The organism is Cupriavidus laharis (assembly GCF_914271435.1).
Lineage (GTDB): Bacteria > Pseudomonadota > Gammaproteobacteria > Burkholderiales > Burkholderiaceae > Cupriavidus > Cupriavidus laharis.
The window spans coordinates 238,539-264,044 of the sequence record NZ_CAJZAI010000006.1 but is presented as its reverse complement, the minus strand read 5'-3'; the positions used below and the strand labels follow the sequence as shown (position 1 = coordinate 264,044).

Genomic DNA, 25,506 nt, shown 5'->3' with positions numbered 1-25,506 from the left:
AGGCCTGGATTGATCCGCAGCGTCAGCGCCTGAGCGATGAACAACTCCTGGTGCTGAGCCGAGCCATTCATTCCAAAGTTTAAGGATACCAATGGCACGCCGGGAATGACCGAGGGACTTCGTTTTCGCGGGGTTGCCGCCCGGAAAGACTCAGGTTGGGCGGCATATGGGCGAGAGTGAGAGCCGGATTCGTCACAAACGACGTCACCGGGTCAGGTATCGAAGCACAAGCCGAAGGTTGGAGGCGAAGTTGCTGGAACGCAACTTCATGCCGGCGGCGCCGAACCAGATGTTTACCTCGAACATCACCTACATATGGACGGATGAGGGCTAGCTGCTTTTTGTGGCCGTGCCGAATCTGATCAATCGCGAAATCGTCGGCTGTTCAGGGCCGACGTAGATCCCCGGCCCGAAAAAGTGCGAAGTCCCCCATGTGCGGCCGTATCGCTGTGTCAGGCACCTTGCCATGCTCGCCAATTGTAAGCACCCATTCCGTGTCTTTCGGAATAGCTGCGGCGGTCAGCGGTGCACCTGGGGGCAGTTCCACGAGCCGAGTCGCCGCATTGTCGATGTAGAATAGCGTCCGGAACAACGATGCCGGTTCAGAGCCGACAACCGTCAATTGCGCGCACTCGTTCTGTGAGAGATAGTGGCGCGTAAACAAGCCTGCATGGTCATATGTATCGGCGCCCAGTCTCCCGCGCATTTCTAGATTTAGTGACCATGCAGTGGACAGCAGGAAGAGCGGGAAAAATACAAATACGAACATGCGCGCGCCGAGCTTGCTGTCAAAGGCCCACATAGCCACTGCGGTTATTCCACACAAGCCAAGGATCCAGAAGTGGCTGGGCGAATAGGTGAAGGCCCGGATCTCCGGCCCATCTACGCTAATTGGCCGGGAAATGTCCAACAGCTTCATGAGCGCAATGCAAGCTAGAATGCCGATTGCCGTCGCAATGAGGATTCGCCAGTGTCGCTTGCTCTTGTCAGGTGCAGGGGTGGAGAGAAACGACGCTGCAACGATGAAGAACAGTGGGAAGATAAAATTGTAGTAGCGCATGTGGAGGCGCTCAAGCACCTCATACGGCCCGCTCCCAACCGCCGTCACGGTGAACACCGACGTAACGATGAGTAGCGATCCCAGCAGCAGCGTAAGATAGAGGACGGCTGCAAACCGTTCATCGCTGGCATCGACACGAGCGAAGTTCCGCGGCGAAAGACAGTGAATCGCCATCGCAATCGGCACGCCGAACATGACAGCAAGAGCCAGCGCATGGCGACCGAACACATGGGCGGAAAGCAGTACGGTCGATATGGCGTGTTTAAGTGCAGTCGAATCGGATGCCATCGACCCATACCGATTGCCAAACACGCTTAAGCCAGCCTTGCCCGCAATCACACCGCCAAGCGTTAGCCTTATGACGACTGCGGAAACGACGACAATCACAACAATCATCACGGCACGACGTAGGCGCTCATCGGGCCGGTCGCACAAGCAACGGTAGGCCGAAAAGAGAGCGATACCCGGCAGAAGAAAAAATGCGTGCGGCTTGACCATTGCCAGCAGCGCGATTAACCCGCCAGTTCCAATGCCGTATTGATAGAGGCTGTTGCGCGGGAATGTGAAAACAAACCACGTGAGCAGCCAGAATGATCCAAAGTACATCGCTTCCGGCATGTAGTACGCCGTGTAGATGTTCAGCGGAGCAAGGATCGTCCCAAGCGCGATCATGCCGGCAAGGCCCTGCGATACTACTCTTCTAGCGCAGAAGTAGACGAAGCACACGCCTAGCATGAAGAATGCGACATTCAGCACTCGTGCGCATCCCAGATAGCCGTCGCCACAATAATTTGTCAAACGGAACAGGCCGAGATAGACATAGTCGGGATCGGACGCGTCAGCAATGTGCTGCAAGCGGCTCAGCAAACTGTAGTGCCATTCATCCGCGAACACAGTCGGATAGAGCCCTGCATTTCTGATTAATATTAGCATCGCCAGCAGCGCGCCAGTGACGATGACGAATCGTTGTGTAAAGATCGACTCAAACTGTTTCGCAAAACTGAACATAGATCGAGGTCTTTGTTTTTGGATGCGTTGCCGTTGCGTTTCATCACAACGAAACGTGGAGTAAAAGAACGTCTATTGCGCAGGCAAACTCTTCATGCCGTTGCTAAGTTTGCTGCTGATATATTGCCTGCAGTGATGTGGCGTCAGTTTAAGCGGCGCAAAGCCTCAGCATTCCTGTGTTGACCGAGTGTCAACAAGCATTTTGAGTTGGTGTAAGCGCCAACAGGGAAATTGAGGAAATGCAAAGATGCGAACTGGGTTCGGTGAACCGAACATGTTGGCGTCATCAAATTCTGGCGCCCGCTTATCAGCTGCGCCGAAACACTAAAAGCTTTGACGCCCCGAAATTCAGGAACATGCCTGCCACCGAGCCGGCTGCCACGGCAATTGACGGGTGCTTGTACGCGAGTGGCAAGCATAAAACGAGTGCAACATAGACGCCGTTGTTGACAGCCCAACCAAGGAGGTTGGCGAACACATAGTGCAACCACTCGTGATGCATCGCCCGCCCACTTGCGCCGAACGTGTAACGCCGATTTAGCCACCACGTTACCGTTGCTGCAACCGGAAACGCGAGCATCTGGGCTAGGAATGGCCGCCCGTCGCGGGCGAGGGCTTCGACCAGTCCAGCGTTCACAATGAATCCCAAGACGCCGACAACGCCGAAACGCAGGAACTGACTAAAGACGTCATCGCGAATGCGCATCACTGGCTCAGCTGGGAGATGTTGAGAATTTCAGCAGCCTGGGCCGTGCTTGCAGGTGCAGCGACGTCATCCATTGAGGACGAGGGATATTGAAGGTAGGAGAGCATGCGAATTTCCCGTCGTCCCCGACTGACAGTGTCGAGCACGGTGCCCGTAACGACGCTGAGGAATGCCATCAGCATGAGGCCCATCGAAAGTACCGCGGTAGGAAGCCTTGGAACGAGTCCAGTAGCAAGATAATGCTCGAGCACGGGCGCAGCGAGAACCAACGAACCTAACGCGAGCAGAGCCGCCAGAGCTCCAAAGAAAAACATAGGCCGCTCATGCCGAACGAGCTTGAAAATGAGCATTAGGATGCGCCAGCCGTCTCGGTAAGTCCGCAGCTTGCTTTCCGACCCTTCAGGACGACCGCGATATGCACCATCGGTATGCGCGACGGGCATCGACAGTTCAAGCGCATGCACGGTCAGCTCGGTTTCGATATCGAAGCCTTGCGACAGAGCGGGAAACGACTTCACAAATCGTCGAGAAAATACCTTATAGCCCGACAACATGTCGTGTACACGGTCGCCGAAGATGTGGCGTACGACGCCGGTTAGCAGTAGATTTCCGAAACGATGGCCGCCTCGGTACGCAGCTTGTTCCGTTTCCCGGCGGATACAGTTAACGAGATCATTGTGCCCCTCGATTGCGAGTCGCAGCATGGCCGGCGCAATACTCGCGTCGTACGTATCGTCGCCGTCAGCCATGATGTAGAAATCCGCGTCAATATCTCGAAACATACGGCGCACGACATGGCCCTTGCCTTGCTGAGCTTCTGTGCGAACGATCGCCCCAGCATCATTTGCGACCGCCACTGTTCTGTCTTTCGAGTTGTTGTCGTAGACATAGATGTTCGCGTCTGGAAGTGCATCGCGGAAGTCGCGAACAACCTTCGCAATCGCTGCTTCTTCGTTATAGCAAGGTAGGAGAACTGCAATCTTTGGTATATGCATGGTGGTGGCGTAATTGCCGCTCGCGAGCTATCGTGATTGAAGCTTGGGCTGCACTATGGTTCGAGTTGAAATCGCTCAGAGCGACGTATCGTCGTATCAGAACGTTGTCTGGTCGACGCTGCGCCTATTGATCGAACAGGTGTCCATGGGGTTTATGAGGGCCCTGCAGACTGACTGTCCGTGCCCAGATCGAGTAAAGTATTCTTATATTGGCAAACTGTTTCGTTCCTCTCGCCTTGCGACGTCTCGCGCTGTCAGCCCCTCTTCGGTGCTGACTCGTCCGATATGATACAACATGGGCATTGGTGCACCTCGGCCATTGCGGACCATGAGTCTGGTTGTCGAATGCATCACTTGCGACTCTGTTCGTCGCAGCATGGCTTTTGTTCGCTTCGTGCCGATCTGCGTGACTGTCGTCGTTCACCTGCGTCCTGCACGCCAATAACGCTATCGGCCGCCATTGCGGCGTTTGAGCTGGTTTATCGCCTCAAGGTAGATATCAACAATTTGAGCTTCGCCGAACCGGGCTCCGACATCCTGCCTTCCGGCCTTGCCCATCTCCCGCAGAGTTTCATCGTCGCTTTGGCACACTTCTAGCAAAGTCGCTGTCAGTTCATCGGAGCTGCGCGCCAGGCAAAGCCTCCCAGTTACACCATCCCGCACCACGTCACGGCATCCGGGTACGTCCGTTGCCACGATTGGCTTTTCCATCGAGGCTGCCTCAAGCAGCGTGCGCGGCACACCTTCGCGATATGACGGCAGGACAACACAATCCGCTTGGGCAATGGCACCTCTGACATCCGGTGCCGTGCCAAGGTATTCAACGAGCCCTTCGCTCTGCCAAGCCAGGAGCTGTGCGCGTGAAATCGCGCTGGGATTCTCGACGTCGGCGGGCCCTAGCAATTGGAACCGGACGTGCGGGTGCTCAGCACAGATGCGGCGCGCCGCCTCAACGTATTCACCAACACCCTTGTCCCATAGCATTCGCGCAATCAAGAGAAATCGAAAGGTGCTGTCTTCATTGGGCGATCGCTGACCTGGGGCGTAGTAGTCAAGATCAATCCCCTCGCTGGGGAGCACAAAGGTCTGTTGCTCCCTGACCAGTTTACGAATCAGGAATTCCCTACGGTCGTCCTGATTGAGGAACCAGACCTGATGGGTCGAGCGCAGGGCCACCCGGTAGAGCGCGCGACCTATACGTGCCACCAGATTGTCGTTGATGAAGACGAAGCCAAGCCCTGTGGTTACTGCAACACAGGGAATGCCGGCTAGTCGAGCTGCCAGCGAACCATAGATATTGGGCTTGATCGTGTACTGGAATATGCAATCGGGCCTTTGCTGCCTGTACAGCCGCGCCAGCTGGCTGAAGCATTTCCAGTCGGCCAGGGGATTGGCGCTCTTTGCGGACAGGGTCAGCGGGTGAAATTCGCAACCAAGCGCTTTGAGAGAATCGGAGGCGCGGTCCGGCGGGGCAATAATGCTGACCCTTGCGCCACGGGCGAGCAAAGCGCGTATAACGCCGCTACGGTACTGTTGGATGGACCAGCACGAGTTCGCTACGAATGCAACATGAGTGCCGTCCAGCCGCCGCTCCTCCGGACTCGCAGCCGCTCCTTCCTGGCCGCCCGGCATATCCAGAGCTGGACGTTCGTAAATACTATTTCGCATCCTTGTCGCAGTCTATTTCGACGGTCAATCCACTGCATGAACAGTCGGTCGTGTAGTTCTGCATCCCTGCCTGCGTGGCTCAAAAGGGATTAAGTTGGGCCGGGCGGATTTTAGCAGAACCCCATGAATACGCTGACGTTACTATTGCTTTGCTTTCATTGGTGCATCTGACCCAATACCGGGATATGTCAGGCGTTTGGAGCCAGTAACAGTCGCTCCCAGCTTTCGAGGATCAGGTCTGGCATATAGCGACGCACAGTGGCGGCTCCGCCCAGCGCAATTTGTTGACGCAGGGTATCATCTGCAACGAGTTGCAGAAGTCGCTTGGCCAATGCCTCGCTGTCGTTCACTGGAGCAAGCAGTGCATTCTTGCCGTCTTGCAGAATCTCGCGTGGCCCGGTTTCACAATCTGTCGATACAACTGGCAGGCCAAAGGCCATGGCCTCGATCAGGACCATGCCAAAGCCTTCATAACGTGAACTCAGGCAGAAGATTTCCGCATCGCTGTACTCGTTCGTAATTTGGCTGGTTGCACCAGGCAGTGTCACAGAATCGCCCAGTTCTAGCTGATCACGAAGCCGTTCCAGCTCAGCCCGGCACTCACCTTCGCCCACAATGCGCAGCTTCCAGCCCGGGTAGGCCATTGCAACTTGTTTCCAAGCAAGCAACAAGACGTCAAAACCTTTTGCCTCGGTCAGGCGGCCTACCGCCAGCACGGTTTTTGAGCCCGCCATCGGGCCTGTCTCAGGTGGCTTGAAGGGCAGGGGATTGGGGATGACTTCGACGGGGTTGGCGGGATTCAGGCACGCATGCCAGCGTGCTCGGTCTCGAGCAGTCAGTACTACCACTTGTTCAAAAAATCGCACCGCCAGCCGTCGTGCGAGGCGCCGGCTGCGCCGTCCCAGGTCTTGGTCAAAATTGCAGTGCTCCCATGCGATCTGCCGCACGGGCAAGCGGAAACAGGCGGGCAGCGTGAAGAGAGCTAGCATCGTGTCCACGCCGATGAGAACGTCAACGCCATGATCTTTTATGTAACGCCGGATCCCAAGTACGGTGGCGGCATACCTTGATTTGAATGACGGCCGTTCGGGGTACAAGGCATTAAGCGTGATGGACGGATCCAGGGTGTACTGGCTGTTCTGGCCCCACAGACAAAGTATTCGCACTTGCCAGCCTCGGCGTGCGAGTCCGTTGGCAATGACTGCGGTAACCCGTTCGGCTCCCGCAAGTGCATCCAGTGTGCCGGTCAGAAAGCAGATTGTCGGACGCGGGTTCATGCGGTTCGCGGCGAGGCTGCGGGCTCGCCGCGGTACAGTAGCAGGAAGCCAATGCCTGCCGCTACTGCCATGGCGTTGCCTGCGATATACCCGAAGACGGCACCCTGTGCGCCAAAGTGAGGAATGGTGGCCAGGTCGACAGCCGCTGTGACAACCAGCACGAGCAGGCTTTTTGCGGCCAGCCAGCCTGGCTTGCGCAGGTGGATGGCAAACAGGGATAGGCCTACGTCAGCGAAGAGCAGGCCGCTTGCAAGGGCGCCTTGTCGAAGCAGGGCCACGGTGGCTTCGAAGCGGCCACCATAGAGGAGATGCACAATCCACGGCGCACTGAAGGCAATGATTGCACCACCAGTCGCGCCTATTGCTGCCATGCCGCCCGCGACGCGCGCCACATTGCGACGTGCCGTGGCCAGCGTCGGTTGCGCATAAATTGCGAGTGGCGCGACGGAGCTGGCGATGATCGTGGCGAGCAGCGCAAAGTTGTCCAGGATTTGCATGCAGGCGGCGTAGGCCCCAAGATCGGGCAACGGCACTCGCGGTTTGAGCAAGAGTTGGTCGATGCGCCTGGCACTGAACATGAGCATCATGCCAATCCAGAATACCGAGCCATTTCGGACCAGACCGGCAACTAGCTCCCGGTCGGGCGATACCGGCTGGCGCGGGCGGCGTTGCAGGTAGTGGCGTACCAGAAGGGCAGCCAGCAGGGCGGATTCGAACACAAAGGCCCACGCATATTCATGAACGGTGTGCGTTTGCAAAAGGTAGAGGGTGCTAATCAATGCGCCTTTCAGCATCAAGGCCAGCAAGCTGAAGGTAACGCCTGCGCGATTATCGGTGTGGGCCTGCATCCAGGCATTAACTACGCCGAATGGTTCACGCAGCAGGATAGACAGTCCGAGAATCGCGGCGATGTGCACTGTGATGGCATCCTGGCCGGTGAGCACGATTGCCACAAGGAGCAGCAGGTAGCCTGCCACGGCGGCAGCCGCCCTTAGTCCGAAGACGTGCGCTAGAAGATGGTATTGCGTCGCGGGTGAAGAGTTGGCGACCAGGCGCGGCACAACGACCTCGCTGCCACAAATGAGTCCGATGGATGAGGCAATGAGGACAAGGGACTGCGCGTACTGGAAGTGGGCGAAACCTTCCGGGCCTACGCCACGCGCGATCAATGCAACAGTAACGATACCGATCGTGACCTGAAGGGCGCGCTCGCCAAGCAGCCAGACCACATTGCGTGCGATCTGTCTACGCATGCCCGGCTTCCTGGCAGGACACTTCGCCCGGGCTGTGGCCCTGAGCGGCAGACAGATCTTGGTACAATCGAATCCATTGCGTTGCAACGTAGGGCAGGCCGTGGGTGGCTACGACGTGCGCCCGTCCTGATGCGACATCCTGTCGCTCGCGCAGGGCCATGCGCATCGCTGCGGCGAGTTCGTCAATATTGGCTGGCGCTACGATGGTGCCAGACGCCGCGAGTAGTGATCGTACGCCGGATACATCGGTCGCAACGACGGCAGTTTCGCAGGCCAATGCCTCGGCAACGACAAGAGGCAGTCCTTCCAGCACAGAAGAGAGCACGAAGACATCACTGGCGTTCATTAGTTCCGGCACGTTGGAGCAGGGGCCGAGCAGCCTGACTACATGAGACAGGCCCAGCGCGGCGGCATGGCTGGACAGTGCTTCCCTGAGGGGGCCATCTCCTGCTATCAGCAGATGCGTGTCGGCAGCGATCTGTGGGTCGCGGCGCAACAGTGCAAATGCCTCGATCAGATGGTGCTGCGCCTTTTCCGGAACGAGCCGCCCGACGTTCAGCAGGATTCTACTGTCCGCACCCAAGCCGAGCGCTCGTCGCGTTTGTACACGGGCATTCGGATCAGGCCGAAAGCGGTCCGTATCAATTCCATTTGGCATGACACGGATCCGGTCTTCTGTCGTCGCGTGGACGTCCAGCATGTACTGCCGGCCTTCTGTGCTCACATGCGTGGTCAGCGAGCACCATTGGTCCGTCAGTCGATACGCCAGCATGCGAAGCCAGCCACCCTCACGCAGGCTATGCGCCGTACAAACCACCGGAATGCGATTGCCCTTGGATCGCCGGGGGCGCATCAGTCGCGCAAAGATATTGGCATGAAACATATGCGCATGAACAATATCCGGACACCAGTCGCCGACCCATTTCCGTACAGCGCGCAACGTGAGAAAGAATTGCAGTGGAGTCTTGCGCAGGTCGACACGGAACAGCGTTACGCCTGGTGGTAGCTCAATTTCCTGCGCGAGGGTAAGACTTACCACGGCTACGTTATGCCCGAGTGCGGTGAACTGGCTGGCCAGATCTGCGACCTGGCGCTCGGCCCCTCCAAGCTTGAGTCCGGTCGTCAGCAACAGAATGCGCATCAAGTCGTAAGGCGGCAGCCAGGTGAGCCGGGTTGCATCAACGTGCCCCGTAACCCGTGAGGAGAGTACGTATGGTCTTGGAAGCAATCAGCAAATCCAGCGCCATCGAGCAGTGCTTGACGTAGTAAAGGTCATAGCTGAGCTTGGTGATCGTTTCTTCGTGGCTGGCAGCGTACCCTTGCTGGACCTGGGCCCAACCTGATAACCCGGGGCGCACGAGATGGCGGTACGGATAGTATGGGATCGTTTCCGAGAAGGAGTCCACCAGCGATGCCTGTTCCGGGCGGGGGCCAATCAGGCTCATCTGCCCAACGAATACGTTCCAGAGTTGCGGGATTTCGTCGAGTCGGTACTTGCGGATAAAGCGTCCGACCCGCGTAATACGAGGATCCCGGTGCGCGGCAAACTGGGCTTCAACATCGGGTATATCCGCCATGCTTCGGAACTTGAACATGGTGAACACCTTGCCATAAAGGCCTACCCGTTCCTGGCGGAAGATCGCCGGTCCGCTGGACTCCAAACGGATGGCGGCTGCGACGATCAGTCCTATGGGAATGGCAATCGGTGCCAGTATCAGGACTGCCGCTATATCGCTTATTCGCTTGAGCGGAGCATAGATAAAGTTCTGGGCATGGTCATCCAGGAAGTTCTCATCTATGTTCGACAGAGCCAGGCGCCCGGTAAGGAGTTCAGCGATGCGCTCCACGGAATAAACGTGAACGTGGCTGAGCTTGAACCGCGCAAGCGCCCGGGTACGTTCCGGGTCAACGGTTGCGCTACGGTCCATCATGAGCCCATCGCAGTTGACGGCTTCGGGCAAAGTGACTATGTGGCGAAACTCTGCGTGTGAGCTTTGCGCTGCACCTGGCATGTCCAGCAGTGTATTGAGGTGCGCGAGCGACTGTGGGTCGCTATAACCAAAAGTGGGAATGTATTGACTGACAAACCGCTTGTAGCCGCTCCAGAGCCACAACAATGTGATCAGCATGCATACCAGCATTGCCCCGCGTGAATAGTCGATGCGAAATGTTGCGCAGACGGCAAGAAGCAGGGCAAAGGGCAGGAGCGTTGCAGGAGCCACCATGTTGTTCCCCTCAAGCGGGGGCATATGCATGGTGCGGTCCAGCAAGCGGTAAGCGATGGCATAGGGGATGACCGACATCGCAATGGTATTCAGGAAAACCTGTGTTACCAGTCCGTGTCGCCTCGCCTCATGGCCTGCCAAGGCAGCTAACCCATAGAACAACAGGCCAAGCCCGGCCCATGCGAGCATGCGGCTGCGGCGGCGGATGGTTTCAGATGACGTTCGCGTTGGCAGCTTCATTTTATGACGCGGGAGCCGCGCCAATGTATGACCAGCCGGTTCTAGGGGGTGCTGCATACAGGAAGGTCGGGACTTGTCGGTTCAAGGCGCTGCGCCCAGTTTGCGGCTTTTTTCTGTTCTGCCGGCCAACCGGGTACGCAGGCGGGATTTGCCTTTGCAACGGGCATACGACCAATAGCAGGGGATTGGGGGCGCATTATAAACCGCCTGTCTCCCGGTCCTTGAACATAAATCCGGCACAATAGCGTCTGAGTTGACTTTCAAATGCGGCGCATAAGCCCGCCAATACGGAACTAGGTATGGTAATCGATCCCTCCATCTTCAAAGCCTACGACATTCGCGGCATCGTAGATAAGACGCTGACCCGCGACGTGGCCCGCCTGATCGGACTGTCGTTCGGTTCCGCCGCCGCCGAGGCGGGTGAGAAGGCCGTAGTAGTCGGCCGCGACGGCCGCCTCTCCGGTCCCGACCTCATCGCCGGCCTGGTCGAAGGCCTCCGCGCCGCCGGCATGAACGTGATCGACCTCGGCATGGTCGCCACGCCAATGGTCTACTTCGGCACCAACATCGAATTGGATGGCGTAAAAGCCACTTCCGGCATCATGGTCACGGGCAGCCACAATCCGCCGGACTACAACGGTTTCAAGATGGTGCTGGCCGGCAAGGCCATCTACGGCGATCAGATCCAGGCCCTGCGCCAGCGTATCGAGGCTGGCAACTTTGCCAGCGGCGCAGGCAGCTACCGCCAATATGATGTGCGCCAGCAGTACCTCGACCGCATCACCGGCGACGTGAAGCTGGCCCGCCCGATGAAGATCGCGCTCGACGCCGGCAACGGCGTGGCCGGAGCCTTCGTCGGCGACCTGTTCCGTGGTCTTGGTTGCGAAGTAACGGAGCTGTTCTGCGAGGTGGACGGCAACTTCCCCAACCATCACCCCGATCCCGCCCACGTGGAAAACCTGCAGGACCTGATGCAATGCCTGCGCGAGACCGACTGCGAACTGGGCCTGGCCTTTGACGGCGACGGTGATCGCCTCGGCGTGGTGACCAAGGACGGCCAGGTCATCTTCCCGGACCGCCAACTGATGCTGTTCGCAGAGGAAATCCTCGGCCGCAACCCAGGCGCGCAAGTGATCTACGACGTCAAGTGCACCGGCAAGCTGGCCCCGTGGATCCGCCAGCACGGCGGCGAACCGCTGATGTGGAAGACCGGCCATTCGCTGGTAAAGGCCAAGCTGAAGGAAACCGGGGCGCCGATCGCCGGCGAGATGAGCGGCCATGTGTTCTTCAAGGACCGCTGGTACGGCTTTGACGATGGCCTGTACACCGGCGCGCGCCTGCTGGAGATCCTGTCGCGCCATGCCGACCCGAGCGCCGTGCTGAACGCGCTGCCCAACGCCAACAACACGCCGGAGCTGCAGCTCAAGTGCGCGGAAGGCGAGCCGTTCACGCTGCTGGACAAGATCAAGGCGAACGCGAAGTTCGAGGGCGCGCGTGAGGTGATCACCATCGATGGCGTGCGTGTGGAGTATCCCGACGGTTTCGGCCTGGCGCGTCCGTCCAACACCACGCCCGTGGTGGTGATGCGTTTCGAGGCCGACAATGACGCGGCGCTGGCCCGCATCCAGGCTGAATTCAAGCGTGTGATCCTGGCTGAGAAGCCGGACGCGCAATTGCCGTTCTGACCAGATGCCGCTGAATGCCGTGGCAGGCCATTTGCCTGAACAAGCCCGTCGCTCCCGCGCAGGCGGGAGCCCAGCGTCTTTCATGGCGCAGGCGGTGACTGAAAGACGCTGGGTCCCCGCCTGCGCGGGGACGACGAGCGCGGCAGTCGGTTATCAGGCCAATGCGGAAGTTGAGGCACGGCGGCCGCTTCCGGCTTCCGTCCCCTTCGTGCTCCCGGCCAATCCGCGCATCCTGGTGGTCAAGGTCTCGTCGCTGGGCGATGTCGTCCACAACATGCCGCTGATCCATGACCTGCGCGCGCGTTGGCCGGGAGCGCAGATCGACTGGGTGGTGGAGGAGGGCTATGTTGACCTCGTTCGCCTGCTGCCCGATGTGGCGCGCGTGATCCCCTTTGCGCTGCGGCGCTGGCGCAAGCGCTTCTGGCAGCCGGCGATCTGGCGCGAGATCGGCGAGGTCCGCGACGCACTGCGCGCGCAGCGCTATGACGCCGTGATCGAAAGCCAGGGGCTGCTGAAGACCGCCGTGGTCGCACGCGTGGCAGCACGGACGACTCAGGCGCCGATTATCGGTCTTGGCAATCGCACGCAGGGGTCCGGCTATGAGCCTGCCGCGCGCCTGCTGTACACCGATCCGGTCCGCGTCCCGCGCCAGGCGCATTCGGTGCGGCGCTCGCGCCTGCTGGGCGCCGCGCTGACCGGTGTGGCGCCGGCCGAGCCGCCGAAGTTCTTTGGTGAGACGGCGCAATCGCTCCATGTGGATGACCCGATCTGGGCACAAATGCCCGCGCGCTATGCGGTGTGCTTCCATGCGACCGCTGGCGCGAAGAAGAAATGGCCGGTCACCAACTGGCATGTGCTCGGCCAGCGCCTGCATGGCGATGGCCTCACCATGCTGCTGCCCTGGGGCAACGAGGCAGAGCGCCGCGCGGCGCAGGAGATTGCGGCCGGCGTGCCCGGCGCGCAAGTGCTGCCGCGCTTCTCGGTGATGCAAGGTTTTGGGCTGATCAATCGCGCCGAGGTGGTCGTCGGCGTGGATACCGGGCTCGTCCATATTGCCGCGGCGCTGTGCCGCCCGACTGTGGAAATCTATACCGCTACCTGGCGCTGGAAAACCGAGGGCTACTGGTCCGAACGGATCGCCAATGTGGGCGACGACGGTGTCGTGCCCACGGTCGATGAAGTCTGGCAGGCAGCTTGCCGCGTACGCGGGGTAGGGGGCTGATGCTGCGCGTCCTGTACAGCCTGCTCTGGGTCGTCATCCTGCCGGTCGCGCTGCTGCGGCTGGTCTGGCGCGGGCGCAAGGAGCCGGGCTATATCCAGCATGTCGGGGAACGCCTCGGCGCCTACGGCCACCTGCCCGCGCAAGGCCCATGGCTGTGGGTGCATGCGGTTTCCGTAGGCGAGACCCGCGCCGCGCAGCCGCTTGTCGAGGCGCTGCTGGCTGCCTATCCGACGCATCGGCTGCTGCTCACGCACATGACCCCGACGGGCCGCCAGACCGGCGCCCAGCTGTTCGGCAAGGAGCCGCGTGTGCTCCAGTGCTACCTGCCCTATGACCTGCCCTGGCTCGTGAGCCGGTTCCTGCGGTATTTCCGGCCGGCTGCGGGCATGCTGATGGAAACCGAGGTCTGGCCTAATCTTGTGCACGGTGCGCGCCGTGCCGGAGTGCCACTGTTTCTCGTCAATGCACGTCTGTCGCCGCGCAGCTTCCGCCGCACAGCACGTTTCGGGCGCGCCGCAGCGGCCATGTACGCGGACTTTGCCGGCGTGCTGGCCCAGACGAGCGGTGACGCCGAGCGCTTCCAGGCGCTGGGCCTCGACGCGGTGCAGATTACCGGTAACCTCAAGTTCGACATGCAGCCGGCGCCGGCCGGTGTCGAGCGTGGCCATCGCCTGCGCCAGACGTTCGGTGGCCGTGCCGTGCTGGCGGCGGCCAGCACGCGGGAAGGTGAGGAAGCCCTTCTGCTGGATGCGTTCTCGCGCTGGCCGCAGCTTGGCGGCGGGACGCCAAGGCCGGCGTTGCTGCTTGTGCCGCGCCATCCGCAGCGCTTTGACGAGGTGGCGGCTATGGCGGAGCGTGCAGGCTTCTCCGTCCAGCGCCGCAGCGAGATGGAAATCGACAACCTGGCCACGACCATCACCGCCGATATCGTGCTTGGCGATTCGATGGGCGAGATGGCCATGTACTTCGCGGCTTCGGACCTGGCCTTTGTCGGCGGAAGCCTGCTGCCGCTCGGCGGACAGAACCTGATCGAATCGTGCGCGGTGGGCACGCCCGTGCTGGTCGGCCCGCATACGTTCAATTTTGCGCAGGCGACGGAAGATGCCATTGCGGCCGGCGCATGCCGGCGCGTAGCGAATGCCGATGAGCTGATGCAGGCCGTGGCCGGCCTGCTGGCCGATTCCGCCGCGCTGACGGATATGCGCACCCATGCACGCACGTTCGCCGGCGTGCACCGCGGCGCCACGGTGCGCACGCTGGCCGCGCTGGCGCCTGCGCTGGGTGCCTGAGCGGCAACGTGCGGCAACTGAGCAGAAGGTGCCGCGAATGGAATTCGCGGCAATGCCCCGGGCTCTAAAGGGGCCTTAACCCGGTGAGCCTGGCAGCCCGACCGCCTGGCTCTCCTTGAACAGGAGCCAAAGTCCATGCAGACCATCACCCGTGATACCTGCCGCCGGCTAGTCCGAAACGGCGCAGCCGTAGTCATGCTGGCCGGCACCCTTGGCGCGTGTGCGACGGGGCCAGCGCCGGATTCCACCGGCGCCACCACGGCCCTCAACCAGACCCAATCCTCCGGCCCGAGCCGCTGGGAACTGATCCGTTGGCAACAGCCCGACGGCACGCCGCGCGATATCCCGCACGGCGACAACGGCCAGCCCATCATCTTCGAATTCAGCGCCGGTATCGACGCCGCACAGGGCACAGTCAGTGGCACGAGCGGCTGCAACCGGTTCACCGGTAGCTATGGCAAGACCGATACCGGTATCCGCTTCGACCGCGTTGCCGGCACGCGCATGGCCTGTCCCCCGCCGCGCATGGAGCTGGAGTCGGCTTTGCTTAAGGCCATGCAGACCCCTTTCCTGACGGTCGGCACCCAGCCGTCGGCGGGTTCCACGGGGCGCCAGATCATCTGGAAGACGGCCAGCGAGGACCTGCTGCAGTTCGTCGAGCGCGAGGGTGTTGGCCAGCGCGGCGCGCGCGTCGAGGCCGCGGGCAGTGTCGAGAAGATCGTCTATATCGATTCGCAGCGCGTCGAATGCACCGGCGTGGGCCGCATGACGTGCTATCGCTGGCGCGAATCGCCGGACGCGCCGTGGCAGCTATGGTATGGCCCGATCGAAGGGCTGGATTTCGAGCCGGGTATCTCGTACAAGTTGCGTGTGCGCGAGTACAAGGTACCGAATCCGCCGGCGGATGCATCGTCGATCCGCTGGCAGTTGCTCAGCGTGGAGTCGCGGACGCGGGTGAATTAGGGTGGTCACCTCAACAAAACGGCCGCATCGCGCTAGCCGTTAACAAAACGTGTTGAAAATCTGAGGAAATCGCCCTGGGATCCGTGCCCAGCCCAGGGGATATCCAAGGCGTCCGCCGACGAAATTCTTGGCAGCAACTCACGTTCGGGGGCGGCCCAGCCCCGAGAACGGATGTCAAAGCACGCTATGCGTGCGCTGAGGCTGGCACCCAGCGGTACAGTGTGGGAATGGATACGCCGAGGTTCTTGGCCACGTCCTTGGGCGGGATGCCGCTGGCCAGCAACTTCTTGGCTGACTCAATCTTGCTGTCGTTCATCTTTGGCTTGCGGCCGCCCTTGCGGCCGAGCTGCCGTGCGATTTCCAGCCCGACGCGAGTACGTTCGATGGTCAGCTCACGCTCCATTTCAGCGAGGCTGGCCATGACGTGGAAGAAGCACCGGCCGGACGGCGTGCCGGTGTCGATGGCGTCGGCCAGACTTTTGAACTGGACACCTTGCTTGTGCAGATCGCCGACCAGATCGACAAGTTGCTTGATGCTGCGGCCCAGCCGGTCGAGCTTCCAGACAACCAGGGCGTCACCCTCGCGCAACAGCTCCAGCGCCTGCGTCAAGCCGGGGCGCTCGGCTCGCGTGCCGCTCACCTTGTCTTCAAAGACCTTCTGGCACCCGGCCTTGGTCAGCGCTTCGCGCTGTAGTTCCAGGTTCTGATCCTGCGTCGAGACGCGCGCGTAACCGATCAACATGGCTTGTCTCTCGCCCGCTCGATGCCCTGACGCGTGCCGATCACTGGCGACTTGTTGTCGTCAGTCATGGTTCTATCCCATGGTCGTTACGGTCCCCGTCTTCGGCATCCTGGCACACGGCAGACAGTTGCTTCAGCAACTCCGGCAGCGCCATCTGCACGGTGTCCCACACCACGTCGAGGTTGATATCGAAGTAGCCGTGGGCGATTCGGTTACGCATGCCGCGCATGCTGCGCCAAGGCACCTCGGGGTGCGCCTTGGTAAACTCAGCATACCCATCCATCACCTTGGTCGCGGCCTCGCCGATGATGATGAGGCTCATGATGACGGCCTGCTGCGTACGTTTGTCCAGCACGAAGTCATCTTTGGCCAACGCTTCCACGAAGCAGCACGCATCTGTCGCGGCCTGCTGCATGTGGCCAAGGTAGTCAGACAGGCGGCTCTCGCTCATACCGGCTGCGCCTCTGCGAGTACCTTCGCCCGAAACTTCGGGGGCAGGTCTGCGGGTGTCAACAGATCGACGTGGACGCCGAGCAGCGATTCCAGCTCGTCTTGCAGGCCGCCCAGGTCGAACAGCGTCGCGCCAGGCAACGCATCGACCAGCAGGTCCAGGTCGCTGCCGTCCCTGTCTGTGCCGCGGAGCACCGAGCCGAAGACGCGTGGGTTCGCCGTGCGAAAGCGGCTCGCCGCGTCGCGGATGGCACTACGCTTGAGATCGAGAGCTTGCGAGGGTCTCATCGCACCTTTCCTTTATCGAAACTCGTTGAAATGGTATGCGATTGAGAATGGCATCTCAAGAACGATTTTCGAGAACGCAAGGCCTTGTTTGGCATCGATGCCGCGGCGCCGATGCTGCGAACGCGCGACACGACGCAGGCAAGGTCATCGACGTCAGGCGACCGATATCAGTCGCCGCTGGGCTGGGAGCAGATCAGCCTGACCGGCCACAAGCGAACGACGTTGCGGCAGGATTGTGGTCGCAACCGTGCTCCTCCGGTGCGGACACGCCAAAGCAAAAGTGCGAGATCAACCGCCATCACGGATCCCGCACTTTCAATGCCTTTTGTTAACGGCTAGCGCATCGCGGCTCGTTTTGTTTTGTCCCACCGTGCCCCTCACGAGCGCGGCGTGCCGCCAGCCAGCGCGTCACGCCGGCCACCCCGGCGTTCGGCCGCTGCAGGCGCGGGCGTTGCCACCGCCCCCACCTTCGCCTTCTGCGGCAACTGGTACATAGCCCCCGGCGCCGACGTCAGCAGCGTATTGATCTGGACGACATCGTCTTCCTTCAGCACCCCCGTCGATGCCTTCAGCCGCAGGCCGTTCATGATCGTGTCATAGCGGGCCTTGGCCAGGTTGGCGCGCGTCTGGAACAACTGCGCCTCGGCGTTGAGCACGTCGATGTTGATGCGCACGCCCACTTCGTAGCCGAGCTGGTTCGATTCCACCGCGCTCTGGGCCGAGCGCTCGGCCGCTTCCAGCGCCTTGACCTGTACCAGGCCGTTGGAAACCCCCGAATAGCTCTGGCGCGCGCTCTGCGCGGCGGTGCGGCGCGCGAATTCCAGGTCGCTGGCGGCCTTGTCGGCCAGCGCCAGCGTTTCCCGCACGCGCGACTGGATCTGGCCGCCGGCAAAGATCGGCAGGGTCAGCTGCACGCCGATCTGCGAGGCGTTGTAGTGGGTCGAGACCACCTGTGTAGCGCTGCCGGTCTGGTTGTTGAACCCGTATGACGCGACCAGGTCGACCGAAGGCAGGTGCCCGGCCTTGGCCTTGTTGGTTTCGCGCTGCGCGGTCTCCAGGTTGTAGCTGGCCAGGTTCACCTGCAGATTGCCGGCTTCCGCCTGTGCGGCCCAGGCGTTGACATCGGGCGGCTGCGGGCCGGGGATCGGCGCCTCGGGGCGCAGGCCCAGCAGGTCGTCGACGGGCTTGCCGGTGATCTGCTGCAGCGTGGCGCGCCGGATCTCCAGGTCATTCTGCGCGGCGATCTCGGTGGAGGTGGCGAGGTCGTAGCGCGCCTGCGCATCGTTGGCATCGACGATGGTGGCGGTGCCGACCTCGAAATTGCGCTTGGCCTGCTCCAGCTGCTCGCCGATGGCCTTCTTCTGCGCGCGCGCCAGGTACAGGTTGTCTTGCGCGGCCAGTACGTCGAAGTACGCCTGCGCGCTGCGCGTGATCAGGTCGAGCTCGGCCTGGTGGAAAGTGACTTCACCGGCCAGCGCGGCCAGTTCGCCCTGCTTGTAGGTTTCCCAGCGGTCCCAGCGGAATAGTGGCTGGCTCAGTTGCAGCTGCCAGTTGTTGTTGTTGAAGAAACGTGTGCCCGAGGTGCTGGGCGAGCCGCCGATCGGCAGCGACGCGGTCTGGTCGAGCTTGGTGCGGTTGGCGCCTGCGGTGCCGACCACCTGTGGCAGCAGCCCGGCGCGCCCCTGCGGCAGCCGCTCGCGCGTGGCCAGCAGCTGCGAGCGTGCACTGGCGAACTGGGCGTCATTGGACTGGGCGTCGCGGTAGACCTGCAGCAGGTCGGCAGCCGAAGCCGCCGGCACCTGCAGCAGCGCATACAGGGGCAGCGCAAAGGACAGCGCAACGGCCAGCCGCATCCTGCCGGTCGCGGCGAAAGGCGCAAACGTCATCACATCTCCAGGTTGCCGGCACAGGCCCGGCCAACGGTCGTTTCTTGTTCGGGTTTGACTTCGCGGGCGGGCCGGCTAGCTGGACTGCGAGCCCTCAGTACTTCGGCATGGCCGGATCCACGTCGCTCGCCCAGGCATCGATGCCGCCGGTGAGGTTGTAGACCCTGGCGTAGCCCTGCCGTTCGAGATACGCGGCCACCTGCATGCTGCGCATGCCGTGGTGGCAGATGCAGACGATGTCCGCGTCTTCGTCGATTTCGGCCGCGCGCGCCGGAATGTCGCGCATGGGGATGTGGGTGATGCCGGGCATGGCGCAGGTTTGCACCTCCCAGGGCTCACGCACATCCAGCAGCACAGGCCTGGCGCGGCTGGCGTCGGCCAGCCACTGGGCCAGTTCGGTAGCTTGGATGACCTGCATGGCGGCTGTGTCCTCAGAACCGGAACTGCGACGGCTGGGCTGCGCCGACCAGCGGCTTGACCGCGGTCTCGAACAGGTTCACGACCTGGTATTCGGTTTCGGACAGGCGCGTGACCAGGCGCGCTTCCATCACCGGCAGCGTGCCGACGAAGGCGGCGATGCGGCCGCCCACCTTGACCTGCGACAGGATCGACTGCGGGATGGCCGGCAGCGAGCCAGAGATGCAGATCACGTCGTACGGCGCGGCAGCGGCCCAGCCGTCGGCGGCGTTGCCTTCGGCCACGTCGACGTTGGTGATGCCGGCGTTGGCCAGGTTCTGGCGCGCCAGGGTCACGAGCTCGGGCACGATGTCCACGGTCAGCACATGGCGCGCGCGGTTGGCCAGCAGCGCGGCCATGTAGCCGGAGCCGGCGCCGATTTCCAGCACGTTCTCATGCTTGCGCACCGCCAGTTCCTGCAGGATGCGGGCTTCCACGCGCGGCGGCAGCATGTTCTGGCCGCCCGGCAGTGGAATCTCCATGTCGACGAAGGCCAGGCCCTTGTAGGCGGCGGGAACGAATTCCTCGCGCTTGACCACCGCCAGCAGGTCCAGGATTTCCTGGTCCAGCACATCCCACGGGCGGATTTGCTGTTCGATCATGTTGAAGCGGGCTTTTTCGAGATCCATCTTGCCATTCCTTACCAATGCCAACCGCTATGTGGGTGCTTGTGTCCGGGCCGCGCGGTGCCACGGCCGGGCAGTCTTGTCAAACCCAGTATTTTAACCTTCCGTGCGCCGTCCGGCTCATTCGGCGCTCCGATGTTTTGCCACTGCCGCTGCGTCGGATTCGGCGGGCAGGCTGGCCGGCGTGGCTGGCTTGCCCTGCCATTGCCGGCGCAGCCATGCCGCGAAATCATCAAGATACGTATAGATCACTGGTACGACCACGAGCGTCAGGATCGACGAGGTGATGATGCCGCCGATCACCGTCTGGCCCATCGGCGCGCGCTGCTCGGCACCTTCGCCGAGGCTGAAGGCCAGCGGCACCATGCCGAAGATCATGGCCAGCGTGGTCATCAGGATCGGGCGCAGCCGCACGCGCGCGGCTTCGATCAGCGCGGCCTCGCGCGAAAGCGGCGCGTGGCCGTCGCCGCCGTCCACATGCCCGCGCCGCGCCTGGTTGGCAAAATCCACCAGCAGGATCGCGTTCTTGGTGACCAGCCCCATCAGCATGATGAAGCCGATGATCGAGAACATATTGAGCGTGGAGCGGAACAGCAGCAGCGCCGCGAACACGCCGATCAGCGTGAGCGGCAGCGAGGTCATGATGGCGATCGGCTGGAAGAAGCTGGCGAACTGCGAGGCCAGGATCATGTAGATGAAGATCACCGCCAGGGCCAGCGCCGACACCGCGTAGCCGAACGATTCATTCATCGACTTGGTCGAGCCGCCAAAGCGGTACTTGTAGCCAGCCGGCCAGGTCATGCCATCCAGCGCGGCCTTGACGTCGCGCGCGACTTCGCCTGCGGAGCGCCCGGCGGTGTTGGCGGTCAGCTCGACCTCGCGGTTCAGGTCGCGGCGGCTGATCTGGTTGGCGCCGGTGGTGGGCACCAGGTCGGCCACCTGCCGCAGCGGCACCATCTTCGGCGTGCCGTCGAGGTTGGTCTGGTTGCTGGCGATCATCAGCGCGTTGAGGTCGGCCAGCCCGGTGCGCGCATCGCGCGGCAGCCGCACGCGCACGTCGTAGTTCTGGTCGTCCGGCGCCCGCCATGAGCTGATGGCATCGCCCGCCAGCAGCGGCCGCAGCGCATTGCCGATCTGCGCGACGCCTACGCCGAGGTCCGAAGCCAGTTCGCGACGGATACGCACCTCGATGGTTGGCCGGTCGTCCTTCATGCTCGAATCCAGGTCCGCCAGGCCGCGGATGGCCAGCATACGGCGGCTGGCCTCCTGCGACAGCCGCCGCAGTTCGTTGAGGTCATCGCCCTGGATCGATACCTGGATCGCCTTCTGCCCGCCGGCGCCGTCGGGCATGCCTACCATGGTCAGCGTGATGCCGGCAATGCCGGTCAGCCGCTCGCGGATCTTTGGGTTGAGCTGCACGGTGGACAGCTTGCGCGCGCGGCGGTCCACCAGCCGCACCGACACCAGCGCGTTGTTGCGTCCGGACGTATTGCCGGCGTTGATCGTCGCATAGGTATAGGCGACTTCGGGGAATGACTTGAGTGCCGCCTCCACCTGCCGCACCTTGGCTTCGGTGACCTCCATCGAGGTGCCGACCGGCGTGGTGAATCCGACCTGCGTTTCGCCCAGGTCGGCGGCGGGTACGAATTCCGTGCCGATCAGCGGCACCAGCGCGAAGCTGCCGAAGAACGTGACGATTGCGATCAGCGTGGTGGCCAGCCGGTGCTTCAGTGCCCAGCCCAGCATGGCGGCGTAGCCATGGCCCAGCGCATCCATGCGCGCCGAGAACCAGTCAAGCAGCCGGCCCACCGTGCGGCCGTACCAGCTTGTCTTGTTGCCGGTGCCGTGGAGGTCGGGGTCGTGCCAGACCGAGGACAGCATCGGGTCCAGCGTGAACGACACGAACATCGAGATCAGCACCGCGGCGACCACCGTGATGCCGAACTGGTGAAAGAAGCGCCCGATGATGCCGCCCATGAAGCCCACCGGCAGGAACACCGCGACGATCGAGAACGTCGTGGCCAGCACCGCGAGCCCGATCTCGGCGGTGCCGTCGAGCGCAGACGTGCGGTGATCCTTGCCCATCAGGTTGTGGCGCACGATGTTTTCGCGCACCACGATGGCGTCGTCGATCAGCAGGCCCACGCACAGCGACAGCGCCATCAGCGTGATCACGTTGAGCGTGAAGCCGCACAGGTACATCACGCCGAAGGTGCCGATCAGCGCGATCGGCAGCGTCAGGCCGGTGATGACCGTGCTGCGCCAGGAGCCGAGGAAGAGGAAGACGATCGCCACCGTCAGCAGCGCGCCTTCCAGCAGCGTGGAGCGCACCTCCTTCACGCTGCTGCGGATGCCGCGGGCCGTGTCGTTGACCACGGTGAGTTGCACGCCGGCGGGTACCAGTTTGCGTACCTCGTCGGCCATGCGCACCAGGCCGTCGACGGTATCGACGGTGTTCTGGCCCTGTGCCTTGACCACGGAGAGGAAGAGGGCGCGCTTGCCGTCCAGCAGGGCCAGGCTTTCCTGCTCTTCCTGGCCGTCGCGCACGTCGGCGATTTCGCCGAGCGTGACCGGCTGGCCCGCGCGGCGCGCGACGATGATGCGGCGGAAGGCATCGGGCGTCGGCACGCGGCCCTTGATCTGCACGACGGTCTCGGTCGAGGACGAGCGCAGTTCGCCGGCGGGCAGCTCCTGGTTCTCGCTGCGGATGGCGTTCATCACCTGGTCGATGCCGATGCCCAGCGCTTCGAGCTGGGCCGGGCGGATGCGGATCTCCACCTCGCGCTTGGTGCCGCCGACGATGTTGATTGCACCGACGCCGCGTACGGTTTCCAGCCGCTTGCGCACGATCTGGTCGGCGATGGTGGTCAGCTCGCGCTGGCTGCGCTGCGCGCCCGGCGCGTTGGAAACGGACAAGTAGAAGATCGGTGCGTCGGTAGGGTCGTAGCGCAGCACGCGCGGCTCTTCGACCTCGTCGCGAAGCTGCGGCCGGATCAGCGCGAGCTTGTCGCGCACGTCCTGCGCAGCCTGGCCCACGTCGACGCTCAGGTCGAACTTGACGACGACGACCGAAGTGCCTTGGTAGGAGTGCGAGAAGATCTCGTCGATGCCGGAAATCGTGTTGACGATCTCTTCGACCTTGCGCGTGACGTCGGACTCGACCGATTCCGGCGCGGCGCCCGGGTACTCGGTCTGCACCACCACCACGGGGAAGGTGATGTCGGGGAACTGGTCCACCGGCAGGCGCTGGTAGGAGAACAGGCCCACCACGATGAACGCCATCATCATCATGGTGGCCAGCACCGGATTCTGGATCGACAGGCGAGTGAACCACATGGCGGGTCGTCCTCAGGCCTCAGGCTTTCACGCGGCGCACCTGGCTGCCGCTGCGCAGCGTGCCGAGGTTGTTGCGCACGATCTCGGTACCGGCGGCAAGGCCCGAGACGATCTCGACCATGCCGCTGCCTTCGTCGCGCACGCCGGTCTGTACGGCACGCTCGGCGAGCATGCCGTTCTCGACCACGTAGACAAAGGCGCGTTCGCCGTCGCTACGTACCGCCGAGGCAGGCACCGACACCACGCCGCTGCGCTCGCCGAGTACGAGCGCGCCGCGCGCGAACATGCCGGCGCGCAGCTTGCCGTCGCCGTTCTGCACGCGCACGTAGACCATGATGCTGCGCGTGCCCTGGCTCACGGCCGGGTTGATGCGCACGAGCGCGCCGGAGAATTGCCCGGCACCTTCCACGTTCAGCTGCACCGACTGGCCTACCGAGGCGCGCGCCACGTCGGCCATCGGCACCGGGGCTTCCAGTTCCAGCACGCGCAGGTCCACCACATCGATCAGGCGCGTGTCGGGCGATACCTTCTCACCAGGCTGCACGGCGCGTGCCGCGACCATGCCGTCGAGCGGGGCCTTGACCACGGTATCGTTCAGCGCCTTCTGCGCCACGGCCAGCCCGCCCCGGGCGGCGTCCAGGTTGGCGTGTGCCACGTCAAGATTGGACCGGTAGTTGTCGAACGCAGTCTTCGAGATAAAGCCCTTGCCGACGAGTTCGCGGTTGCGTTCCCACGTCTGGCGCGAATTCTCGTACTGGCCTTGCGCCGCCAGCATCTGGCCGCGGGCCTGCGCGACCTTGGCTTCGTATTCGGTCGGGTCGATGCGTACGATCACCTGGCCTGCGCGCACGGCCTCGCCTTCGCGCACGAGCACCCGCTGCACCTCGCCCGAGACCTTGGCCTTGACCGAGGCCTGGTTCAGCGCGCGCAGGCTGCCCGACAGCGGCAGCGCGACCTGCAGGTCGCGCGTGCCTGCCCGCACCAGGTCGGACTGCAGGAACTCCACCACGGAAGGCGCCGGGGCCAGTGCGGATGCCTGCGACTGGCGAGCGCTGCCGGCTTTGCGTACCGCAGCGGTGGCGCTGAGTACAGCCACCGTGCACAGCACGGCGATCAGGATCTTCTGGTTTCGCTTCATGGCTTGTCTTGTTGTCCGGCGGCGCCGGGCGCAACCGTATCCGGCTCGTCCGCACGCTGTGCCAGCCGCTGGGCTTCCATCTCGTCGCGGATCTTTTCCCAGACGTAGGGGCCGGATTTCGGCGGCAGCGGGCGGTTGCGTGCCTCGCCAGTCGTCAGCCCGAACAGCAGCATCTCGAGCAGGTTGTCGATGTAGGCATCCGGATCGATTTCCTTGTGCGCGTAGAGGCCGAACGCGCGCTGCCACAACATCAGGAACACCAGCGGCGCGCAGACCAGTGTGGTGGCCGGGTTGGGTGGCAGGGCGCGGAACTCGCCGCGCTCCACGCCGCGCGCCAGCACGCGCGCAAACAGCTCGTCGCCCGGCACCATCACTTCTTCCTGGTAGAAGCGCGCGATATCGGGGAAGTTGCCGGACTCCGCCATGATCAGCTTGGTCAGGCCCGCTACCGGCGTGGCGCCGATCAGTCCCCACCAGCCGCGCAGCAGCTCGCGCAGCAGTTCCGGCGTCGAGCCCTCGAAACGGTCGACCAGATCGGTGCCGCGTGTCAGGGCTGGCACCAGGTTCTCGCGCACCACGGTCTTGAACAGCTCTTCCTTATTGGCGAAGTAGAGATACACCGTCCCCTTGGAGACACCCGCCGCCGCAGCCACGTCTTCCAGCCGCGTCGCGGCATAGCCGCGCTCCACGAACAAGCCGAGCGCGGCGGCGACCAACTCCTGCGGGCGGGCGGCCTTGCGCCGGCTCCAGCGTGGGGCTTCGGCGTCTTTGCGGGGAGCGGAGCGGTCGGTCACGGTTGTCTTGCCGGGTGTTGCCATGGGTGACGAGCAGCGGGGGGCGTAAACGTTAATAACTTATGGGTCAGTAATGTAGGGTGGGTATGCGGTGGGGTCAACTCGGGTTGGCCCTGCCAACGCCGGGAAGCGAGGCACCTATACAACACGTGACTCCGGGTGCGCACGGTGACAGCTGTTCGCGAAGTGGGCGGGCGGT

The 25,506-nt window shown here is 62.6% G+C and carries 21 protein-coding genes; 4 read left to right on the top strand and 17 right to left on the bottom strand.

Annotation, left to right across the window (positions count from 1 at the left end):
* Positions 1–385: 385 nt before the first annotated feature.
* The 8 genes from LDO29_RS14960 to LDO29_RS14925 form a co-directional block, all read right to left on the bottom strand.
* Positions 386–2,068, bottom strand: coding sequence for a hypothetical protein (locus LDO29_RS14960; RefSeq protein ID WP_224080566.1), 1,683 nt, complete (start codon positions 2,066–2,068; stop codon positions 386–388).
* A 307-nt stretch (positions 2,069–2,375) separates the two neighbouring features.
* On the bottom strand, positions 2,376–2,774 hold the full coding sequence (locus tag LDO29_RS14955) for a GtrA family protein (RefSeq protein ID WP_224080565.1): 399 nt from the start codon (positions 2,772–2,774) through the stop codon (positions 2,376–2,378).
* A complete protein-coding gene (locus LDO29_RS14950; protein WP_224080564.1) occupies positions 2,774–3,769 on the bottom strand; it encodes a glycosyltransferase family 2 protein in 996 nt (331 codons plus the stop codon). The genes LDO29_RS14955 and LDO29_RS14950 overlap by 1 nt, the downstream gene beginning before the upstream one ends.
* Positions 3,770–4,216: 447 nt before the next feature.
* Positions 4,217–5,437, bottom strand: a complete 1,221-nt coding sequence (locus LDO29_RS14945; protein ID WP_224080563.1) for a glycosyltransferase family 4 protein — start codon at positions 5,435–5,437, stop codon at positions 4,217–4,219.
* Between the two features lie 188 nt (positions 5,438–5,625).
* Complete coding sequence (locus tag LDO29_RS14940; protein ID WP_224080562.1) at positions 5,626–6,714, bottom strand: glycosyltransferase family 4 protein; 1,089 nt, start codon at positions 6,712–6,714, stop codon at positions 5,626–5,628.
* Complete coding sequence (locus tag LDO29_RS14935; RefSeq protein ID WP_224080561.1) at positions 6,711–7,967, bottom strand: oligosaccharide flippase family protein; 1,257 nt, start codon at positions 7,965–7,967, stop codon at positions 6,711–6,713. The genes LDO29_RS14940 and LDO29_RS14935 overlap by 4 nt, the downstream gene beginning before the upstream one ends.
* Positions 7,960–9,108 (bottom strand): glycosyltransferase, encoded by a 1,149-nt coding sequence (locus LDO29_RS14930; RefSeq protein WP_224080629.1) that lies wholly within the window; start codon positions 9,106–9,108, stop codon positions 7,960–7,962. The genes LDO29_RS14935 and LDO29_RS14930 overlap by 8 nt, the downstream gene beginning before the upstream one ends.
* 37 nt (positions 9,109–9,145) lie before the next feature.
* Complete coding sequence (locus tag LDO29_RS14925; protein ID WP_224080560.1) at positions 9,146–10,432, bottom strand: exopolysaccharide biosynthesis polyprenyl glycosylphosphotransferase; 1,287 nt, start codon at positions 10,430–10,432, stop codon at positions 9,146–9,148.
* A 299-nt stretch (positions 10,433–10,731) separates the two neighbouring features.
* Between LDO29_RS14925 and LDO29_RS14920 the strand changes: the two genes are divergently transcribed.
* The 4 genes from LDO29_RS14920 to LDO29_RS14905 all read left to right on the top strand — a co-directional run bounded on the left by LDO29_RS14920 (position 10,732) and on the right by LDO29_RS14905 (position 15,591).
* The gene (locus LDO29_RS14920) at positions 10,732–12,117 is read left to right on the top strand and encodes a phosphomannomutase/phosphoglucomutase (RefSeq protein ID WP_224080559.1); all 1,386 of its coding nucleotides are present in this window, start codon (positions 10,732–10,734) and stop codon (positions 12,115–12,117) included.
* Positions 12,118–12,199: 82 nt separating this feature from the next.
* Positions 12,200–13,339 carry a lipopolysaccharide heptosyltransferase I gene (gene waaC, locus LDO29_RS14915; protein ID WP_224080558.1) on the top strand — a complete coding sequence of 380 codons (1,140 nt, stop codon included), beginning with the start codon at positions 12,200–12,202 and terminating at the stop codon, positions 13,337–13,339.
* The gene (gene waaA, locus LDO29_RS14910) at positions 13,339–14,628 is read left to right on the top strand and encodes a lipid IV(A) 3-deoxy-D-manno-octulosonic acid transferase (protein ID WP_224080557.1); all 1,290 of its coding nucleotides are present in this window, start codon (positions 13,339–13,341) and stop codon (positions 14,626–14,628) included. The genes waaC and waaA overlap by 1 nt, the downstream gene beginning before the upstream one ends.
* Positions 14,629–14,823: 195 nt before the next feature.
* Positions 14,824–15,591, top strand: a complete 768-nt coding sequence (locus LDO29_RS14905; RefSeq protein ID WP_396022672.1) for a DUF4377 domain-containing protein — start codon at positions 14,824–14,826, stop codon at positions 15,589–15,591.
* A 184-nt stretch (positions 15,592–15,775) separates the two neighbouring features.
* Here the strand turns inward: LDO29_RS14905 and LDO29_RS14900 are convergent, their stop codons facing one another.
* The 9 genes from LDO29_RS14900 to LDO29_RS14860 all read right to left on the bottom strand — a co-directional run bounded on the left by LDO29_RS14900 (position 15,776) and on the right by LDO29_RS14860 (position 25,331).
* Positions 15,776–16,333 carry a recombinase family protein gene (locus LDO29_RS14900; RefSeq protein ID WP_224080555.1) on the bottom strand — a complete coding sequence of 186 codons (558 nt, stop codon included), beginning with the start codon at positions 16,331–16,333 and terminating at the stop codon, positions 15,776–15,778.
* A gap of 64 nt (positions 16,334–16,397) precedes the next feature.
* A complete protein-coding gene (locus LDO29_RS14895; RefSeq protein ID WP_224080554.1) occupies positions 16,398–16,784 on the bottom strand; it encodes a HepT-like ribonuclease domain-containing protein in 387 nt (128 codons plus the stop codon).
* Positions 16,781–17,071 carry a nucleotidyltransferase family protein gene (locus tag LDO29_RS14890; RefSeq protein WP_224080553.1) on the bottom strand — a complete coding sequence of 97 codons (291 nt, stop codon included), beginning with the start codon at positions 17,069–17,071 and terminating at the stop codon, positions 16,781–16,783. Before LDO29_RS14890 ends, LDO29_RS14895 begins: the two co-directional genes overlap by 4 nt.
* A gap of 377 nt (positions 17,072–17,448) precedes the next feature.
* The gene (locus LDO29_RS14885) at positions 17,449–18,957 is read right to left on the bottom strand and encodes a TolC family outer membrane protein (RefSeq protein ID WP_224080552.1); all 1,509 of its coding nucleotides are present in this window, start codon (positions 18,955–18,957) and stop codon (positions 17,449–17,451) included.
* A gap of 94 nt (positions 18,958–19,051) precedes the next feature.
* Complete coding sequence (locus tag LDO29_RS14880) at positions 19,052–19,375, bottom strand: rhodanese-like domain-containing protein (protein WP_224080551.1); 324 nt, start codon at positions 19,373–19,375, stop codon at positions 19,052–19,054.
* Positions 19,376–19,388: 13 nt separating this feature from the next.
* Positions 19,389–20,042, bottom strand: coding sequence for a protein-L-isoaspartate O-methyltransferase family protein (locus tag LDO29_RS14875; protein ID WP_224080550.1), 654 nt, complete (start codon positions 20,040–20,042; stop codon positions 19,389–19,391).
* A 117-nt stretch (positions 20,043–20,159) separates the two neighbouring features.
* On the bottom strand, positions 20,160–23,375 hold the full coding sequence (locus tag LDO29_RS14870; RefSeq protein ID WP_224080549.1) for an efflux RND transporter permease subunit: 3,216 nt from the start codon (positions 23,373–23,375) through the stop codon (positions 20,160–20,162).
* A 19-nt stretch (positions 23,376–23,394) separates the two neighbouring features.
* Complete coding sequence (locus tag LDO29_RS14865) at positions 23,395–24,513, bottom strand: efflux RND transporter periplasmic adaptor subunit (RefSeq protein WP_224080548.1); 1,119 nt, start codon at positions 24,511–24,513, stop codon at positions 23,395–23,397.
* Positions 24,510–25,331: a TetR/AcrR family transcriptional regulator gene (locus LDO29_RS14860; protein WP_224080547.1), complete on the bottom strand. Its 822-nt coding sequence runs from the start codon at positions 25,329–25,331 to the stop codon at positions 24,510–24,512. The genes LDO29_RS14865 and LDO29_RS14860 overlap by 4 nt, the downstream gene beginning before the upstream one ends.
* Positions 25,332–25,506: the final 175 nt, after the last annotated feature.

Coding starts and splice junctions, on each gene's coding strand:
- LDO29_RS14875 (WP_224080550.1), bottom strand. CDS start 20,042: ATGGATCTCGAAAAAGCCCGCTTCAACATGATCGAACAGCAAATCCGC.
- LDO29_RS14860 (WP_224080547.1), bottom strand. CDS start 25,331: ATGGCAACACCCGGCAAGACAACCGTGACCGACCGCTCCGCTCCCCGC.
- LDO29_RS14950 (WP_224080564.1), bottom strand. CDS start 3,769: ATGCATATACCAAAGATTGCAGTTCTCCTACCTTGCTATAACGAAGAA.
- LDO29_RS14895 (WP_224080554.1), bottom strand. CDS start 16,784: ATGAGCGAGAGCCGCCTGTCTGACTACCTTGGCCACATGCAGCAGGCC.
- waaA (WP_224080557.1), top strand. CDS start 13,339: ATGCTGCGCGTCCTGTACAGCCTGCTCTGGGTCGTCATCCTGCCGGTC.
- LDO29_RS14935 (WP_224080561.1), bottom strand. CDS start 7,967: ATGCGTAGACAGATCGCACGCAATGTGGTCTGGCTGCTTGGCGAGCGC.
- waaC (WP_224080558.1), top strand. CDS start 12,200: ATGGCGCAGGCGGTGACTGAAAGACGCTGGGTCCCCGCCTGCGCGGGG.
- LDO29_RS14865 (WP_224080548.1), bottom strand. CDS start 24,513: ATGAAGCGAAACCAGAAGATCCTGATCGCCGTGCTGTGCACGGTGGCT.
- LDO29_RS14870 (WP_224080549.1), bottom strand. CDS start 23,375: ATGTGGTTCACTCGCCTGTCGATCCAGAATCCGGTGCTGGCCACCATG.
- LDO29_RS14940 (WP_224080562.1), bottom strand. CDS start 6,714: ATGAACCCGCGTCCGACAATCTGCTTTCTGACCGGCACACTGGATGCA.
- LDO29_RS14885 (WP_224080552.1), bottom strand. CDS start 18,957: ATGACGTTTGCGCCTTTCGCCGCGACCGGCAGGATGCGGCTGGCCGTT.
- LDO29_RS14925 (WP_224080560.1), bottom strand. CDS start 10,432: ATGAAGCTGCCAACGCGAACGTCATCTGAAACCATCCGCCGCCGCAGC.
- LDO29_RS14920 (WP_224080559.1), top strand. CDS start 10,732: ATGGTAATCGATCCCTCCATCTTCAAAGCCTACGACATTCGCGGCATC.
- LDO29_RS14955 (WP_224080565.1), bottom strand. CDS start 2,774: ATGCGCATTCGCGATGACGTCTTTAGTCAGTTCCTGCGTTTCGGCGTT.
- LDO29_RS14890 (WP_224080553.1), bottom strand. CDS start 17,071: ATGAGACCCTCGCAAGCTCTCGATCTCAAGCGTAGTGCCATCCGCGAC.
- LDO29_RS14960 (WP_224080566.1), bottom strand. CDS start 2,068: ATGTTCAGTTTTGCGAAACAGTTTGAGTCGATCTTTACACAACGATTC.
- LDO29_RS14945 (WP_224080563.1), bottom strand. CDS start 5,437: ATGCGAAATAGTATTTACGAACGTCCAGCTCTGGATATGCCGGGCGGC.
- LDO29_RS14905 (WP_396022672.1), top strand. CDS start 14,824: ATGCTGGCCGGCACCCTTGGCGCGTGTGCGACGGGGCCAGCGCCGGAT.
- LDO29_RS14930 (WP_224080629.1), bottom strand. CDS start 9,108: ATGCGCATTCTGTTGCTGACGACCGGACTCAAGCTTGGAGGGGCCGAG.
- LDO29_RS14880 (WP_224080551.1), bottom strand. CDS start 19,375: ATGCAGGTCATCCAAGCTACCGAACTGGCCCAGTGGCTGGCCGACGCC.
- LDO29_RS14900 (WP_224080555.1), bottom strand. CDS start 16,333: ATGTTGATCGGTTACGCGCGCGTCTCGACGCAGGATCAGAACCTGGAA.